The organism is Streptomyces sp. NPDC007205 (assembly GCF_040634095.1).
GTDB lineage: Bacteria > Actinomycetota > Actinomycetes > Streptomycetales > Streptomycetaceae > Streptomyces.
This window is the reverse complement of record NZ_JBEYEW010000009.1, coordinates 249,893-265,213: the sequence shown is the minus strand read 5'-3', so window position 1 is coordinate 265,213 and position 15,321 is coordinate 249,893. Positions and strand designations below refer to the sequence as shown.

The 15,321-nt window shown below is 72.8% G+C and carries 14 protein-coding genes; 4 read left to right on the top strand and 10 right to left on the bottom strand.

Going from position 1 to position 15,321, the window contains the following annotated elements:
* Positions 1–47 precede the first annotated feature (47 nt).
* Together ABZ624_RS18345 and ABZ624_RS18340 are read right to left on the bottom strand one after the other, a co-directional pair.
* On the bottom strand, positions 48–803 hold the full coding sequence (locus ABZ624_RS18345; protein ID WP_360089308.1) for a dienelactone hydrolase family protein: 756 nt from the start codon (positions 801–803) through the stop codon (positions 48–50).
* Positions 804–917: 114 nt separating this feature from the next.
* On the bottom strand, positions 918–1,538 hold the full coding sequence (locus ABZ624_RS18340) for an L-threonylcarbamoyladenylate synthase (protein ID WP_360089305.1): 621 nt from the start codon (positions 1,536–1,538) through the stop codon (positions 918–920).
* 292 nt (positions 1,539–1,830) lie between these two features.
* Here ABZ624_RS18340 and ABZ624_RS18335 point away from each other — a divergent pair, with 292 nt between their 5' ends.
* Positions 1,831–3,372: a helix-turn-helix domain-containing protein gene (locus ABZ624_RS18335; protein WP_360089302.1), complete on the top strand. Its 1,542-nt coding sequence runs from the start codon at positions 1,831–1,833 to the stop codon at positions 3,370–3,372.
* Positions 3,373–3,492: 120 nt separating this feature from the next.
* Here ABZ624_RS18335 and ABZ624_RS18330 read toward each other — a convergent pair whose 3' ends face one another.
* The 4 genes from ABZ624_RS18330 to ABZ624_RS18315 form a co-directional block, all read right to left on the bottom strand.
* On the bottom strand, positions 3,493–4,716 hold the full coding sequence (locus tag ABZ624_RS18330; protein WP_360089299.1) for a cytochrome P450: 1,224 nt from the start codon (positions 4,714–4,716) through the stop codon (positions 3,493–3,495).
* Positions 4,717–4,835: 119 nt separating this feature from the next.
* Positions 4,836–6,083 (bottom strand): serine hydrolase domain-containing protein, encoded by a 1,248-nt coding sequence (locus ABZ624_RS18325; RefSeq protein WP_360089296.1) that lies wholly within the window; start codon positions 6,081–6,083, stop codon positions 4,836–4,838.
* 533 nt (positions 6,084–6,616) lie between these two features.
* Positions 6,617–7,084 (bottom strand): hypothetical protein, encoded by a 468-nt coding sequence (locus tag ABZ624_RS18320; RefSeq protein WP_360089293.1) that lies wholly within the window; start codon positions 7,082–7,084, stop codon positions 6,617–6,619.
* Between the two features lie 200 nt (positions 7,085–7,284).
* Positions 7,285–8,391 carry a PP2C family protein-serine/threonine phosphatase gene (locus ABZ624_RS18315; protein WP_360089290.1) on the bottom strand — a complete coding sequence of 369 codons (1,107 nt, stop codon included), beginning with the start codon at positions 8,389–8,391 and terminating at the stop codon, positions 7,285–7,287.
* A 537-nt stretch (positions 8,392–8,928) separates the two neighbouring features.
* Here ABZ624_RS18315 and ABZ624_RS18310 point away from each other — a divergent pair.
* Positions 8,929–9,837, top strand: coding sequence for a GNAT family N-acetyltransferase (locus ABZ624_RS18310; RefSeq protein ID WP_360089287.1), 909 nt, complete (start codon positions 8,929–8,931; stop codon positions 9,835–9,837).
* Between the two features lie 99 nt (positions 9,838–9,936).
* Here ABZ624_RS18310 and ABZ624_RS18305 read toward each other — a convergent pair whose 3' ends face one another.
* The 4 genes from ABZ624_RS18305 to ABZ624_RS18290 form a co-directional block, all read right to left on the bottom strand.
* Complete coding sequence (locus ABZ624_RS18305) at positions 9,937–10,824, bottom strand: Gfo/Idh/MocA family oxidoreductase (protein ID WP_360089284.1); 888 nt, start codon at positions 10,822–10,824, stop codon at positions 9,937–9,939.
* A gap of 35 nt (positions 10,825–10,859) precedes the next feature.
* Positions 10,860–11,843, bottom strand: coding sequence for an ATP-grasp ribosomal peptide maturase (tgmB, locus tag ABZ624_RS18300; RefSeq protein WP_360089282.1), 984 nt, complete (start codon positions 11,841–11,843; stop codon positions 10,860–10,862).
* Positions 11,844–11,860: 17 nt separating this feature from the next.
* Positions 11,861–12,052 (bottom strand): putative ATP-grasp-modified RiPP, encoded by a 192-nt coding sequence (gene tgmA / locus ABZ624_RS18295; RefSeq protein ID WP_020938095.1) that lies wholly within the window; start codon positions 12,050–12,052, stop codon positions 11,861–11,863.
* Between the two features lie 137 nt (positions 12,053–12,189).
* Complete coding sequence (locus tag ABZ624_RS18290; RefSeq protein WP_360089280.1) at positions 12,190–13,065, bottom strand: fructosamine kinase family protein; 876 nt, start codon at positions 13,063–13,065, stop codon at positions 12,190–12,192.
* Positions 13,066–13,253: 188 nt separating this feature from the next.
* Here ABZ624_RS18290 and ABZ624_RS18285 point away from each other — a divergent pair, with 188 nt between their 5' ends.
* Both ABZ624_RS18285 and ABZ624_RS18280 read left to right on the top strand, forming a co-directional pair.
* Positions 13,254–13,964 carry a tRNA-dependent cyclodipeptide synthase gene (locus tag ABZ624_RS18285; RefSeq protein ID WP_360089277.1) on the top strand — a complete coding sequence of 237 codons (711 nt, stop codon included), beginning with the start codon at positions 13,254–13,256 and terminating at the stop codon, positions 13,962–13,964.
* A complete protein-coding gene (locus ABZ624_RS18280; protein ID WP_360089274.1) occupies positions 13,961–15,172 on the top strand; it encodes a cytochrome P450 in 1,212 nt (403 codons plus the stop codon). Before ABZ624_RS18285 ends, ABZ624_RS18280 begins: the two co-directional genes overlap by 4 nt.
* Positions 15,173–15,321 lie beyond the last annotated feature (149 nt).

Sequence of the window (15,321 nt, the reverse complement as noted above, 5' to 3'; positions counted from 1 at the left end):
GTGCGGTGGAGCCTTCGCCCGGTCTTCGGCCGGCAGGTGACGCAGTGTCAGAAGGTGCGCTCAAGCAGGCCGAGCAGGGCCGCCCAGTGCCGCTCGTCGGCCTCCTTGTCGTACGCGGGGGTGTCCGCCTGCGTGTAGCCGTGCCGGGCGCCCGGGTAGACCTCGCAGGTGTGCCGGACCCCGGCCTCGGTCAGGGCCTTCTCGAAGCGCTCGATCTGCTCCGGGGGCAGCGAATGGTCGTTGCTGGCGTGCCCGAAGTACAGCTCCGCGGTGATGTTCGGGGCGCCCAGATGGGGGCTGCCCGGATCGTCGGTGGCGAGCTGACCGCCGTGGAATCCGGCCGCCGCCGCGACCCGGTCCGGGTGTGCGGCCGCCGTCCACAGGGCCAGCCGGGCGCCCATGCAGTAACCGGTGAGTGCGACCGGTCCGTCGGCGACCAGCGGGCTGTCGGCGAGCCGGCGCAGGTAGGCGCCCGCGTCCCGCGCGGCCAGGTCCGGTGTCAGCGAGCCCACGACCGGGCCCAGCCGCTCCCAGATGGTCGGATCGGCGCCCGGGTCGATGAACTCGGGCAGCTCCACGACCGGGGTACGGCCGAGCCGGTAGAACACGTTGGGCACCAGCACCGTGTAGCCGGCGGCGGCCAGCCGGTCGGCCATCGACCTCAGGTGCGGGCGCAGGCCGTAGGCGTCCATGTAGAACAGCACACCCGGACGGGGACGCCCGTCGGCGGGGTGGACGAGGTAGGCGTCGACGACGCCGTCCTGGGTCTGGATGTCGAGGTCGGTTCCCTGGACATCGGTCATGTGAGCATGCCTCCCTGGGGGAACGGGCGTCGGATGGCGGTCGCCCCCGGCGCCAGGACTGCGGACCATGCTGTCATGCAAGATCCGCAACCCCGCCCCCGGTGTGCCGCGTGGTCACTCGAACCGGCTGGTGTCTCCCGCGCCCCGTCGCACGATCTCCGCCTCGCCGCCGGAGAAGTCCACGACCGTCGTCGGCTCGGTGCCGCAGTCGCCGGAGTCGACCACCGCGTCCACCGCGTGGTCGAGGCGGTCCTTGATCTCCCAGCCCTGCGTCAGCGGCTCCTCCTCGTCCGGCAGCAGAAGCGTGCTGGACAGCAGCGGCTCGCCCAGTTCGGCCAGCAGTGCCTGGGTGACCACATGATCGGGGATGCGCACACCCACGGTCTTCTTCTTCGGGTGCAGCAGCTTGCGCGGCACCTCTCGGGTGGCCGGGAGGATGAAGGTGTAGCTGCCGGGCGTGGACGCCTTCACGGCCCGGAACACGTCGTTGTCCACCCGCACGAACTGGCCGAGCTGCGCGAAGTCCCGGCACATCAGGGTGAAGTGGTGCCGGTCGTCCAGCCGGCGGATGGAGCGGATCCGGTCCATGCCGTCCCGGCTGCCCAGCCGGCAGCCCAGTGCGTAACAGGAGTCGGTCGGGTATGCGATGAGCGCTTCCGAACGCACCGCGTCGGCGATCTGCGCGATGCTGCGCGGCTGCGGGTTGTCGGGATGCACGTCGAAGTACTTCGCCACGCGTCGAGCTTATGCCGTCCGCGCACCCCACACGCACCCACACACCCACGAGCCCCGCGGTGACACCCACGAACTCGACAGATGGTGGTGTATTGACGTGCGTACTTCCCGCGTTTCCGGGGCATCCGACCCGTAAGCCGTCCCGGGCCTCCCCCCGGCCCAGGACGCGACGTCTCCGCCGGCGGCCCACCCCCCCCGGGTCGCCGGCGGAGCCATGTCCGGCGCGGGAGCCTGACGTGGGGTAGCGTGCGGCGCGCAAGCCCAGGTGAACGCCGAGACGAGAGAGGGCCACGTGGCCGGCCGACCGGAGGAAGGCCCGGCGTTCCAGCAGCCGTACGGCGGCGACAACGCCTGGCCCCAGGAGCTGCTCGACCATCTGCGGCCCGCCGGGCGCGATCTTCGCCGGCTCGTCGCCTGGCTCGCCCGGACCGTGGGCGCGTCGGTGTGTCTCCACGACGCCCGCGGTGGGCTGCTCGCCGGGGAGCGCCTGCTGCTCGACGACGCCGTCGTCGCCGACGTCACCTCCGGCCGGGTCTCCGCCGCGGCCCTGCAGGACGGCGCCCGGCATGTACGCCTGGTCGGGATACGGCATCCGGGGCCCGGCCCGGCGGCCCGGGCCGTCCTCGCCGTGGCCCGACCGGCGCCCTTCGACCGGCGCACCGCCGACATCCTCGGCCACACCGCACGCGTACTGGAACTGCTGCTCAGGGAACGGGAGCTGACCGAGTCCGGGCGGCGGCTGCGGCGGGCCACGGCCGATCTGCGGCTGGCGATCCTGCAACTGCTCATGGTGGAGGACACCGTCTCCGCCCGCCGGGTCGCCGCCGGGCTGTGGCCGGGCCTGCTGGAGGAGGACACCGCCCGCGTGTACGTCCTCGAAGGCACCGCCGCCGAACGCGACCGGCTCGCCGACGCGTGCGTGGACGCCACCGACGGCCGGGCGCTCGTCGTGCGCTGTCCGGCGGTGGACGAACACGTCATCGTCGTCGGCCCGTCCGCCGAGGTGGGACAGCGGCTGCGGTCCCTCGTCGCCGACCGGCCCGGCACCTTCCTCGGCGGCAGCCCCCGGCAGCGCCTCGCGCTGACCGCCACCGCCTACGGGCAGGCCGTCACCGCCCTCGCCGTGGCCCGCTTCCACCCCGACCGGGCCGCCGTCTACGCCGCCCGCACCCGCCCCGCCCAGCTCATGGACCCCGCCGCCCTGCGGGCCTGGGCCGCCGCCGTGCTGCGCCCGCTCGACACGCTGCCGCACCATGTGCGCGCCGAACTGCTCGCCACCACCCGGCTGGGCCTGGAGTTCACCGCCGTGAACGCGGCCAAGGTGCTGGGCGTCAGCCGCAACACGGTCCGCGCCCGGATGGACCGGGTGGCCGCACTGCTCGGCGCCGACCTCTCCCGGCCGACCGCCCGCGCCGTCGTCCACGCCGCCCTCAACACCGAGGCCGCCCACGGCCCGTGCGACCCGCGCGGCGACGCCTCCGGTCCGCCGGCCCGCACCCGGCTCACCGAGCTGCTCGACACGAGCGCGCTCCGCTCCTGGGCGGAGGGGCTCCTCGGCCGGCTCGACACGGACGGCCGCGACCTGCGCGGCACCCTGCGCGCGTGGACCGCCGCCGATGCGCACGCCGAACGCGCCGCCCAGGCACTCGGCGTCCACGCCCAGACCGTGCGCGAACACGTCCGCGCGGCCGAACCCGTGCTGGAGCGCCGGCTGACGGCCGGCGGCACCGACCTGTACGAGGTCGTCCTCGCCCAGCTCGTCACCGGCGAACTGCCCGTGCCCGACCTCGGTGCGGCGAACCAGGACCAACCGGACTCGTCTGTGCACCGGTGAGTGCCGTGCGGGCCGCACCGGGCACCGGTGCACTGGCCCGTTTCCGGCAGCGGGACATAGGTTCGGCAGGCCGCGGGGCACGACCGGCACGGGGGACCGGTCGCGGCCCCGCGCGCCGGCTCAGGCTCCCAGCAGGACCGGGATCTCCTGCCAGCCGTGTGCGATGAACGACGGCACGTGCCGCAGCTCACCGGCGTCCACGGCCAGGCGCAGGCCCGGGAAGCGGGCGGGCAGCGCCGTGAGCGCCTCCAGCCGGGCCAGCGGAGCGCCGATGCAGCGGTGCACACCGATCCCGAACGACAGATGGTCCTCGGCGTCCCGGGCCGGGTCGAAGACGGCCGCGTCGGGGCCGTAGCGGGCGGGGTCCAGGCCCGCGGCGGCGAAGGTCGTGATGATCGCGTCACCGGCCGGTATCGTCACGTCCCCCGCCCTCAGATCCTCGACGGCGAACCGCAGCGGCAGCGCCGCGACGGACGGATGGACCCGCAGGGTCTCGTCCACCACCGCGCCCCAGCGCACCGCCCCGGAACGCACCGCCGTCAGCTGCGCCGGGCCGGTCAGCAGCGCGACCGCCGCGTTGCCGATGAGATTGACGGTGGTCTCGAACCCGGCCCCGACCACCAGCAGCAGCGTGTGCAGCAACTCCTCGTCCGAGAGCCGGTCGCCGTCCTGGTCACGGACCCGGATCAGCTCCGTGGTGACGTCGTCGCCCGGATGTGCCCGCCGGTGCTCGATCAGCGCGCCGAACACCGAGCCGATCCGCTCCTGCACGGACGCGGCGAACTCGGGGCCCGAGTCGGAGGTGTCCATGATGTCGGCGATGAGACGTGCCGCGTCGGGCCGCAACTCCTCCGGTACTCCGAGCAGTTCGCAGATCATACGCATCGGCAGCGGATGCGCCAGTCCGGCCCGCAGGTCGACCACGCGGCCGTCGGCCCCGTCGGCCGCCAGCGCGTCCAGCAGTTCGGTGGTCAGGGCCGCCACACGAGGGGCCATCGCCTCGGTACGCCGGTGTGTGAAACTCGGCGCGACCAGCTTGCGCAGCCGGGCGTGGTCGGCGCCGTAGGTGGAGAGCATGTTGACCACTCCCACCCAGGTCGCCATCCAGCTCCACGACGGATGCCGGGCCAGCTCCGGCCACAGTCGCCAGTGACGGCGCGCGTCCTTGCTGACCCGGGGATCGAGGATCAGCTGCTTCAGACAGTCGTAACCGGTGGGCGCCCAGGCGGGGATGCCGCCGGGCAGTTCCACCGGTACGACAGGGCCGAGCGCGCGCAGCCGGGCGCTCTGCGCGACGATGTCCGAGCCGAAAGGATCGAGGGCGATGCGGTCGGTGACGGTCACGTCTGCTCTCCTGGGCGAACGGCCCCCTTGCGAGGCGGTCGCACTCAGTAGACGCCGTCATCGCCGGCCGGCACACCGGGCGGGCTCTCCGGGGGCGGGAAACCGGACGCGTCCGGGTCTCATCCGGTCGGCGAGACTGGCAAGTTGTAGACGTGCGCCGGAGAGATGATCTTCGTGATGGCCTCGCCCAGCACGGTGCTCGGCTCCTGGGACCGGTAGCTGGTGTCGGTGTTGAGGAGCGCCACGAGCGTCGTCCGCGACGACGGCAGGTAGACGGTCAGTGACTCGTAGCCGGGCAGCGAGCCGTTGTGGCCGATCCAGCCCCGCACGTCGAAGATGCCGAGGCCGTATCCGGCGCCTTTGATCGAGCCGGCCGACGGCGTGATCAGCCGCTGCTTCTGGGTGGCGGTGGCGACCATCCGCGTCCCGTCCGGGAACCGGCCCGTGGCGACCGTGCGCGCCCAGGTGTGCAGATCGCCGAGCGTCGAGATCATCGCGCCGGCCGCCCAGCCCCAGGACGGGTTCCAGTCGGCCGAGTCGGCCTCCTTGCCGTTCGCCGTCTGCCGGGTGTAACCCTGCGCATGCGGAACGGGGAACTCCTTGCCGGCCGGGAAGAGCGTGTGCTTCATACCGGCCGGAGCGAGGATGTGCCGCGTGATGTAGTCCCCGAGGCGCTGCCCGCTCTGCTTCTCCACCACCAGACCGAGCAGGATGAGGTTGGTGTTGCTGTAGAAGAACTTCTGCCCCGGCTGGAACATCACCGGGTGTTTGAAGGAGTACGCGAGCAACTGCCGGGGGGTGAAGGGCCGTTGCGGGTCGGAGGTGAGCGCCTTGAAGAAGCCCGGATCCTCGGAGTAGTTGAACAGCCCACTGCGCATCTCGGCGAGCTGACGCAACGTGATCCTGTTCCCGTTGGGCACGCCGTCGATGTACTTGCCGATCGGGTCGTCCAGACCGGCCTTCTTCTGGTCCACCAGCTGCAGCAACGCGGTCACCGTGAACGTCTTGGTCTCGCTGCCGATGCGCATGTACAGGTCCGGCGCCATCGTCCGGCCCGTGCTCTTGTCGGCGACCCCGAACGAGCGGACGTAGTCCGGCTGGCCCGGCGTCCAGACGCCGACGGTCACGCCGGGCACGTTCGCCTCGCGCATCACCTTCCGTACGGCGCCGTCGAGTTGGCGTGCCACACGCGGGGTCAGGTCACGGACGGCCGGTCCGGGGGGCGTCGGGCCGGGCTGCCCGGCGGCGAGGGCGGCCGGCACGGAGACCGGTGAGGCCCAGACGGGTCCGGCGGCCAGTGGGGCCATCAGCGTCCCCACCGCGACGGCGACCGCGGCCCCCCTCAGCAGACGGCGGGATTGCGGCATGGTCTGACTCCAAGCACGTGAGAGCCGAACGTGCGGTGAGCGGGACGTCGGAGCCCGGACTGTCCCAGCATAGGAGCGCCCATCCGGCCCCGCCCGTCGGACGGACGGAGGCGGCGGTCCTGCTCCGCGCCGCCGACGGGGACGGGCGGTACCGGTGCCGTCCCCAAGGCCATTGCCCGGTCACGAACCACCGGGGCCCGGCAGACCGTGGAGCGGATCGGGCGCGGGGGCGGAGCCAGCGCGTGAGCGGGTCGAGTAGGGGGCGGGGTGAGCGCGTGAGCGAGGGGGAGCAGGGGGCGGGGTGAGCTCGTGAGCGGGCCGAGTAGGCGGGAGGGGCGAGCGCTTTGGCTGGATGCGCCGGGTGGGTCGGTCGGCGCGGATGGATCCGGCCGGGGAACCGGTCCACGCCCACCTCGTCGCCAAGTGGCGGGCGTGAGACGGTCTGCGCCTGCGGAACCGGGCGTGCCGCGGGGCCGCTCGTCCAAGACCCGCTTCGGTCTGCGGCGGTATACCGTCGTAACGTGACTGATCGTTCACTGTCCGCACATCGGTGCGAGGACGGCCAGGGTGCCGTTGGCCTGCCGCAGGGCGTCCTCCAGGGCGCCGGGTGAGTGGAGCGTGCCGGTGCCGTCGGGCGGCACGAGCCACTCCAGGTAGCGCGCGGGCCGGTACGGCGGTGGTACGGCGACCCAGGCTCCCTTGCTCGCATACCGCAGACCTGCTCCCACCCAGCCCCCGCACGGATCCGGCGGCAGGAAGAACCCGACCCGGCCCGCCGCCGTGTCGACCAGTGTGGGTCCCGGCGCCGGCACCCCGGGCCGCCACAACAGGTCCAGGGTGAGCAGCCCCAGCTTGTCGGGGACGGTCAGCACGTCCCAGAAGCGGCCGGCCTCCAGCAGCGCGATGCCCTCGCCGTGGTCCCACTCCCGTTTACAGGAGCGCGGATCCGCCGCCGCCGCGGCCAGCCACTCCACGCCCCGCATCCACATCATGTTCGTCATGCACTGCTCCGGGTGTCCTCGCTCGCCCACGCCCGGCGCAGGGAACGGCCGTGGCCGGGCACTTCGTGCGCCTGCACACCAACCCGGCATATGCATGCTCGTAGATATTTCTACGTGGCGGAAGGGGTGGCGCACCCTGGCGTTTGAGACGGGAGGTTCGAATCCCGGTCGTGAGTTCGCCGGTCGGGGGATCAGACCGATCAGGCGGCCGGCGGCTCGGGTGCCAGCACCAGCATCGTGACGTCGTCCCGGACGTTGTAGCGCAGCCTCACGAGGTCCGCCCACACCACCTCGGGCAACTCGGCGGGCGGTGTACGGGTCAGGGCGGCGAGGCGGGCGGGCAGCGGATAGAAGGAGTCGCCGGCGTCCCGTGCCTCCCACACCCCGTCCGACGCCAGGAACAGCCGGTCGCCCGGCCCGAGCGTCACCGTGACCTCCTTCGGCGGGTCGACGCCGACCAGCCCGAGCCCCAGCGGCGGTCCCGGCACGACCGTCATCTCCAGTGCGTGCTCCTCGTGCAACAGCACGGGGGCCGGATGGCCACAGGCCACCACCCGCACCACACGCCCGTCGGGGGAGAACTCCAGCAGCACCCCGGTGGCGAACAGCTCCGTGTGACGCACACCCGCCGAGTCCACCGCCAGCCTGCGGTCCATCCGCGCGGCGACCGACTCCAGGTCCGGCTGGTCCAGTACCGCCTCCCGGAAAGCGCCCAGCAGCGACACCACCGTAGCGACCGCCGACAGTCCGTGCCCCTGTACGTCGCCCATCACCGCGCGCACCCCGTACGGTCCGTCCCGCACGTCGAAGAAGTCCCCGCCCACCAGCGTCCCGTCCTGCGCGGCCCGGTAGAAACCGGTACACCCCACGCACCCGACCCGCCGCGGCAGCAGCGGCATCACAGCCCGCTGCACGGCCTCGCCGATCGCCCGCTCGGTGTCCAGCTGGGCGTCCCGGTGACTGCGTACATACGACACGAACACGCTCAGCGCGGCCACGAACACGATGGTCAGCAGATCGGTGTTGCCGGGGCGGTCGAGATGGGTGGCGGGCACGTTCAGCACCACGACCACCCCGCCGCCGAGGGCGGCGGTGGCCAGCGGGCCGTACGACAGGACGGCCAGCGGCGGGATGGCCCCGAGCAGGAAGCCCAGATCGCGCGCGTGGGGAGTGACCACCGTGGCCGCGCTGACGGCCACGAGCAGCAGCACGGGCAGCACCCGCACCCACCACGGCGGCGGCGCGCCCCGCAGCCAGCCGCGCTCCTCCAGGTCCCCACGCGACGACCCGCCGCGCACCCATCGCACACCCCCAAACTACGCCGCCCTCCGCACCCGGACCTCTTGCCTGGGCGGCACCGGGGCCACCGAACGGGACGGCACCGGGCCACCGAACGGGACGGCACCGAGGCCTCCTGTCCGGTACCGCAGCGAAGCCTCACGCACAGGTCGGCACTGGAGCCTTATGCCTGGGACAACAGCGGGGCTCGGGACGGCCCCGGGCTGCCGCCCAGCACTGCCCCTGTGCCCTCTTCTCGGGGCGTTCGGCCGTCCCCGGGCCGCGTCCTGATCCGGGCTCGGACCCGGGGCCGCGCAGGCCGGGGGCGGGTCGCCGGACGCCTGCGTCGCTGAGCCGACGGAGCCGACCAGCCGACGGCGTCGATAAGCAGTGGACGCCCCGGACACAGGCCCCATAGCCTGTGCCGGCACGCCCGAGACGGAGGGAAGGAGGCGAGCGTCATGGCCACTGTCATCCCGCGCTTCCCCCTCCCCGTCGCCCGGGTGTGCCACGCCTGACCGGGAGCGCGTCCCCGCCGCAGCGCGGCACGCATCCCGGAGGAATCCATGACCACCCCGGTCATCCACACGCTCGACGAGAGCACCGCGCATCTCTTCCACACCATGCCCGACCCGCTGGCGTTCCGGGACAAGCACCGGCGCACCCGCTACCGCCCCGACTGGCAGCGCATCGCCGTACGCGACGGCCGTACCGTGGCCCGCGCCGCCTGGTGGGGCCGCCCCGAGGACCCCGAGCCGCTCGTGATCAACTGGTTCGACGTGGCCGAGGGCGAGGAGGAGGCCGGAGCCGAACTCCTGCGCACGGCACCCTGGCGGACCGACGAACTCGAACTCGACCTGCCCGCCGGCTGGCGCGCCGACACCGGGCAGCGGGCCGCCGCCGACGTCCGCGCCGCTGCCGCCCGCGCGGCCGGTTACGCCCCCCTGGTGGAGCGGTTCCTGTACCGCTGGACCCCGGACCGGGGCCTGCCCGAGCGGCCCGGCCGCCTGCTCTTCTCCGGAGAGCCGGACGACGCGGTGTTCTTCGGCCTGCTGCGCCGGATCCACTCCGTCACCCTCGACGCGCACGCCCGCCGGGCCATCGAGCAGGGCGGACCGGACCGGGCGGCACAGCAGGAGCTGGACGTCTTCCGCTGGTTTCCGTCCCCGCGCGCGTGGTGGCAGATCGCCCGCACGCCCGAGGGCGAGACGGTCGGCATCCACATCCCCGCACGCAATCCGTCCGGGCCCTGCGTCGGCTTCATCGGCGTCGTGCCCGAGCAGCGGGGCCACGGTTACGCCTACGACCTGCTCGCCGAATGCACCCGGTTCCTGGCGGTTCAGGGCGCCGAGTCCATCGCCGCCGCCACCGACCGGACCAACGTCCCCATGGCCGCCCACTTCTCCACGGCCGGCTACCCCGTCGTACGGGAGCGCATCAACTTCTGGGCCGACGGCGTCGTCAGCGCCGGGTGACCTGCTGACGGGGTGGTGATCGAGACGGCACCGCCCGCCGCCACTGCCCGCGCCCCCTCCCGCCCGCCCGGCGGGCGGGCGGGAATGTGACGGCAGAATCTAGTCCCCGGGGGCTGACAGGCGGGACTCCGCCATGGCCAGGATCTCGGTGACGCGCAGGCCGAACGCGGCGTCGCAGGCGTGCGGGCGGCCCGTGCGGGCGGCCCGCACCAGGGCGTCGGCGGCGCGGGTGAGCGCGGGGACCGCTCCCTCGGAACTCCCCGGCATCAGCGCCACGCCCGCCTCGCCACGCAGTTCCACATCGGCCCCGGCCGCCGCCGGTGGCGCCGTGAGGGTCAGCGTGAGCGTGCTCGACGCGCCGGTGGCGTGGTCAAGGACCAGGTGGACGGTGTCCGCGGGACCGTGCGCCGCCGCCACGACCTGCCGTACGTCACCGAGAACCGGCAGCAGGACCGACAGCGCGTGCGGGCCGACGTCCCACAGCGCGCCCTTCTCCCGCCGCCACGGGGAGGCCGCGAACGGGCTGTCGGAGGTGAACACCGCCCCCAGCCACTGTGCACGGGCCGTGAACCAGCCCGTCTCGCCCGCCTGTTCCTCGATCCAGGCCTCCGGCTCCTTCTGGAAGCGTGCGGTGAAGAACACCACCGACGCCACCCCGGCCCGCTCCGCCGCCTCCGCGACCGCCCGCCCCTCGGCGACCGACACCCCGAGCGGCTTGTCCAGCAGCAGATGACGGCCCGCCCGAGCCGCCCGCACCGCCAACTCGGCCTGCACGGACGGCGGCAGCGCCACGGCCACCGCGTCCACGTCGGCCAGCAGCGCGTCCGCGTCGGCGTACGCGGGGACGTCGTACTGCCCGGCCAGTGCCCTGACCGCTGCCGGCCGGCGGCCCCACACTCCGGCGAACTCCACACCGGTGTGCCCGGCGAGGGCGGGGGCGTACGCCGCCCGGGCCCACGGGCCCGTCCCCAGCAGTCCGATACGCATGTGGCGTTCCCTTCTCCCAGCCGATCCCCGCACCCTCAAGATGCTGCGCTCCGGTCGCCCTCCGCACACCTGCGGTCCCGATCCCCGCCCTCGGCGAGCCACGTGGCGATCGTGGCGGAGATGGGCTGACCTGTGTCCATCTCGACGAACCCGAACTGACCCGACTGGTTGCACTCCAGGAACCACCAGATCCCGTCCGCGTCCTCCGCGAAGTCGAATGCGCCGTACGCCAGTTCCGCGCCCCTCATGTACCGCCGTACGCCCTCGGCGACGCGCGGCGGCACGTCCGCGGGCAGCCAGGGAGAGACCGACGGGGCGAAACGGACGTCCACGTCGTCCGGGTGGGCGTCCGGGTCGGTGGGCTTGCGCGCGGCCAGCAGCGTGTCGCCGACGACGGTGAGCCGGATGTCGGCCCGCTTGGTGATCCGCCGCTGCAGCAGCGTCGGACCGAAGGCCACCGCCGAGAAGTCGGTGTCCGGCGCGACCCGGCTGGTCGGCACCGCACGCGGCGGCTCCTGCGGATGCGCGCCCGACACCGGCTTGACCACCAGGTCCGGGAAGCGCTCCGCGAACTCCCGCGCCGCCTGCGGGAACGTCGTGATCAGCGTGGCCGGCACCGCCAGGCCGCTGTGCTGTGCGAGGCGCAGCTGCCAGGGCTTGTGGCGGGCGCGCCGGGCCGCGTCCGGATGGTTCATCCAGCGCGCGTCGGTGGCCCGCAGCATGCCGTACAGCGCCTGCGAGGACTCCTCGGTCAGCCAGGCGGACGGCTGGGCGGCGCGGGCGGCGGCGTTCCCGGGTCTGCGGACCCAGATGGAGCGCAGGCCGTTCATGCTCACCAGGCGTCCGCCGGCGGACAGGTGTCCACGGCAGGCGCCCTGCACGTACTCGCCCGACAGCGCCACCCCGTTGGTGAGGTCGGCGGGGTCCAGCCGGACGACCGGAACGCCGGCCTCGCCCAGCCGCAGGACCACCATGTCGGCCGTCACGTCTTCTTCACTGGTCAGGATGAGCACGGTCATCTTCCAGAGCCCGCGTTTCAGTCGTCGAAGTGCGTCTTGGAGCCCGCCGTCGAGGTCGTGGTTCCAAGTGCCCTGAGAGTCGCATGGTCGGTGGCGGCGATCCGCCCGTCCGGGAGGACGTTCAACTGCAGTCCGGAGTCGTACGCGTACGGAGTGGTGACGTCCAACTGCACAGCGGGGCGTGCGTAGTTGAGCGTGAACGGTTGCATGGTCTCTCCCTGATTCGGCTTTCACGTCCTTATACGAATCGAACGGGTGATTGGTTTCCTTACGCTCCGTAACCGCAGGCCGAGGGCGCGTCGGGAGGGCCGCCCGGACAAGGGGCGGTGAGGGGCCGGGGTCTGTGTCAGGCCACGAGTGCGCTGCGGGCCACGGTGAGGGCCTGTTCCGCGTATCCGCGTCCGAACAGCACCGCGTGGACCAGCAGCGGGAAGAGCTGGTGCACGCCGACCCGCTCCCGCCAGCCGGCCGCGAGCGGTGCCGTTTCCTCGTAGCCGGTGAGCACCCGGTCGAGATACGGGCAGCCGAACAACTGGAGCATCGCCAGGTCGGTCTCCCGGTGACCGCCGTGCGCGGCCGGGTCGATGAGCCAAACCTCGCCGTCGGTGCCCCACAGCACGTTCCCGTTCCACAGGTCCCCGTGCAGCCGGGCGGGCGGCTCGGCGGGGCCGGCCAGCTCCGGCAGCCGCGCGCAGACCCGCTCGAACACGGCCGCCTCGCCGGGGCGCAGCGTGCCGCGGTCGACCGCGTCGCGCACATACGGCAGCACCCGGTGCTCGGCGTACCAGCCGGGCCACTCCGTGCCCGGCGTGTTGCGCATGGGGGCGAGGCCGATGAACGCGTCCTCGGGGCCCTCTGGCGGCGGCACTCCGAAATCCGAAGCGCCCGCGGCGTGCAGCGCGGCGAGGGCCTGGCCGAAATGCAGCCCTGCCGCCGGTTCCGGCCGCCCGGTCGGCACCCGCTCCGTCACCATCCAGCGTTCGTCGTACCCGAGTACCTCCGGCACCCGGACCGCGTCCGCCGCGGCCAGCCAGCGCAGTCCCGCCACTTCGGCGCGTACGGCCCCCGGAGCGTCGCCTCGCTTGACCATCACCGAAGTCCCGCCGTCCAGCGTGACCTGGGCCGGTGACCCGGACGCGGCCGGTGCGCCGGTGGCCGGGCGTCCGGTGAGCCGGGACGCCGCCCGCCGCGGATCCTCGTGATCCTCGTCTCGGTTGACCACGGCACCAGCCTACGACCCGCAACGGAGGCCCGTAGTAGGGAACTTCAACCATTGCTACGACGGTTTTCAGCCAAACCCCGGCGGTAACTACCCGTGCTGATTCCGTACCGCTAGCGTGAGGGCGCCGCGCTGCCACACCAGGGGCACAGGGCTCCGAAGGGACTAGCGCGCGGCGGAGGAATTCCCCCTTGACCACAGCATCCGTGCTGATGGCCGACGTCTTCGAAGTCCAGCCGTACACCTCCCACTGCGAAGTCATTCTCGGAGAGGGCGCGCACGCCGTGATCGGTGTGTCCCCGGGCAACAGCTACTTCTCGGCCCGTCGCCTGCACGACCTCGCCCGCTGGGGACTGGACCACTTCGACAGGGTCGACTTCGTGTACACCGACCTGTACGTCGCCGAGATGTACGAGGCCTCCGGCTACCCGCCGGACGAGGCCCGGCGCAAGGCGGTGAAGAACCTGCGCGGGGTACGCGCCAAGGTCCGTGACGCCGTGTCGGCGGCCGACCCGGAGGGTCTGCGGCTCGACTGGCACCCGATGTCGGAGTTCCGCACCAACCCCGCCTACCAGGACATCCACCGGCACCTCCAGGCGCGCCTGGCCTCCGACGCAGCCTTCCGGGCCGTGTGCGACGCCCTGGTGAATCGTTTCCTCAGTGCCCGGGGCGACGCGCCGACCGAGCGGCAGCGCGCCGTGTGCCTGGAGTACGTGTGCGCCGAGGCCCCGCTCTTCCTGGACACCCCCGCCATTCTCAAAGTGCCCTCATCACTCAACTGCTACCACCAACTCCTGCCGATGGCCGAACTGTTGTACTCCCGCGGCGCCGGCCTGCGCGCCTCCCGCAACCAGGGCCACGCCATCGTCACCCCTACCGCCCTGGAAGGAACCGCGGCATGACCACCGCCCCCGACACCCGCACCGACCACCCGCCCCTGCTCGACTTCCCCTTCTCCTGGGACGGCACCCGGGTCCCCGCCGAGGTCGAGGAGGTACGCGCCGCCACCCCCGTACGGCGGGTGCGGACCATCGCCGGCGACGAGGCCTGGCTGGTGTCGTCGTACGAGCTGTGCGCGCAGGTACTGAAGGACGACCGGTTCTCCCTGAAGGACACCTCCACCCCCGGAGTGCCCCGGCAGTACGCCCTCACGATCCCGCCCGAGGTCGTGAACAACATGGGCAACATCACCGGTGCCGGGCTGCGCCGGGCGGTGCTGAAGGCGCTCAACCCGAAGTCACCGGGCCTGCTGGAATGGCTGCGCGAGGAGGCGTACCGGCTGGTGGACCGGATGGCGGCCGACGGCCCGACGGCCGACCTGCGCGGCGCGTTCTGCGAGCCGTACTCCGCGGGTATGCACTGCCGTATCCTCGGCATCCCGCAGACCGAGGCCCCGGGCTTTCTGCGCAGCCTCGACATCGCCTTCATGAACTCCCCGTGCCCGATCACCGGCGCGAAGATCAACTGGGACCGGGACATCGCCCGGATGACGGCCCTGCTCGACGACCCGGCGACGCACGGCCTGATGGGTGAACTCGCCACCCTGCGCGACGACCCCGACTACGCGCACCTCAGCGACGAGATGCTGGCCACCGTCGGTGTCACGATGTTCGGCGCGGGAACCATCTCCACCTCGGGCTTCCTCTCCATGGCCCTGGTGTACCTGCTCACCCATCCCATCGCCCGCGACCTCCTGCGAGAGCGCCCGGACCTGATCGGCCCGGGTGTGGAGGAGCTGCTGCGGGTCAACCTCTCCATCGGCGACGCCCTGCCCCGCCTCGCCCTGGAGGACGTCCGGCTCGACGACGTCCACATCCGCGCGGGCGAACTCGTCCTTGTGCTGGTGGAGGGGGCCAACCTCGACCCGGAGAAGTTCCCCGACCCGCACCGCTTCGACATCCACCGGGACAACACCGCCGACCACCTCTCCTTCGGCGGCGGCGCCCACTACTGCCCCGCCACCGCGCTCGGCCGCGCGCACGCCCGGATCGCCCTGGAGGTCCTCCTCGACCGGTTCCCGGACCTCGCGCTCGCCGTACCGCCCAGCCAACTGGTCTGGCGCACGGGCTTCATGAAGCGGATCCCCGAGCGGCTCCCGGTGACCTGGTAACCCCCGACACCCCGCCATCCGTACGACGTCCCCGACCCGGCACCCCGGGCCGGGACGCCGAGGGGACCGGCCGAAGGGGGTGGCATCCGGGTTGTTCCATGACGGTTCCCATGGTTCCCATGGAGAGCGGAGGGTGACCCAAGGGGCCC

Bases quoted from the DNA above. Each gene is read 5' to 3' on its own strand.
- ABZ624_RS18345 (WP_360089308.1), bottom strand. From the start codon at position 803: ATGACCGATGTCCAGGGAACCGACCTCGACATCCAGACCCAGGACGGC.
- tgmB (WP_360089282.1), bottom strand. From the start codon at position 11,843: ATGACCGTGCTCATCCTGACCAGTGAAGAAGACGTGACGGCCGACATG.
- tgmA (WP_020938095.1), bottom strand. From the start codon at position 12,052: ATGCAACCGTTCACGCTCAACTACGCACGCCCCGCTGTGCAGTTGGAC.
- ABZ624_RS18320 (WP_360089293.1), bottom strand. From the start codon at position 7,084: ATGACGAACATGATGTGGATGCGGGGCGTGGAGTGGCTGGCCGCGGCG.
- ABZ624_RS18325 (WP_360089296.1), bottom strand. From the start codon at position 6,083: ATGCCGCAATCCCGCCGTCTGCTGAGGGGGGCCGCGGTCGCCGTCGCG.
- ABZ624_RS18305 (WP_360089284.1), bottom strand. From the start codon at position 10,824: ATGCGTATCGGACTGCTGGGGACGGGCCCGTGGGCCCGGGCGGCGTAC.
- ABZ624_RS18310 (WP_360089287.1), top strand. From the start codon at position 8,929: ATGACCACCCCGGTCATCCACACGCTCGACGAGAGCACCGCGCATCTC.
- ABZ624_RS18280 (WP_360089274.1), top strand. From the start codon at position 13,961: ATGACCACCGCCCCCGACACCCGCACCGACCACCCGCCCCTGCTCGAC.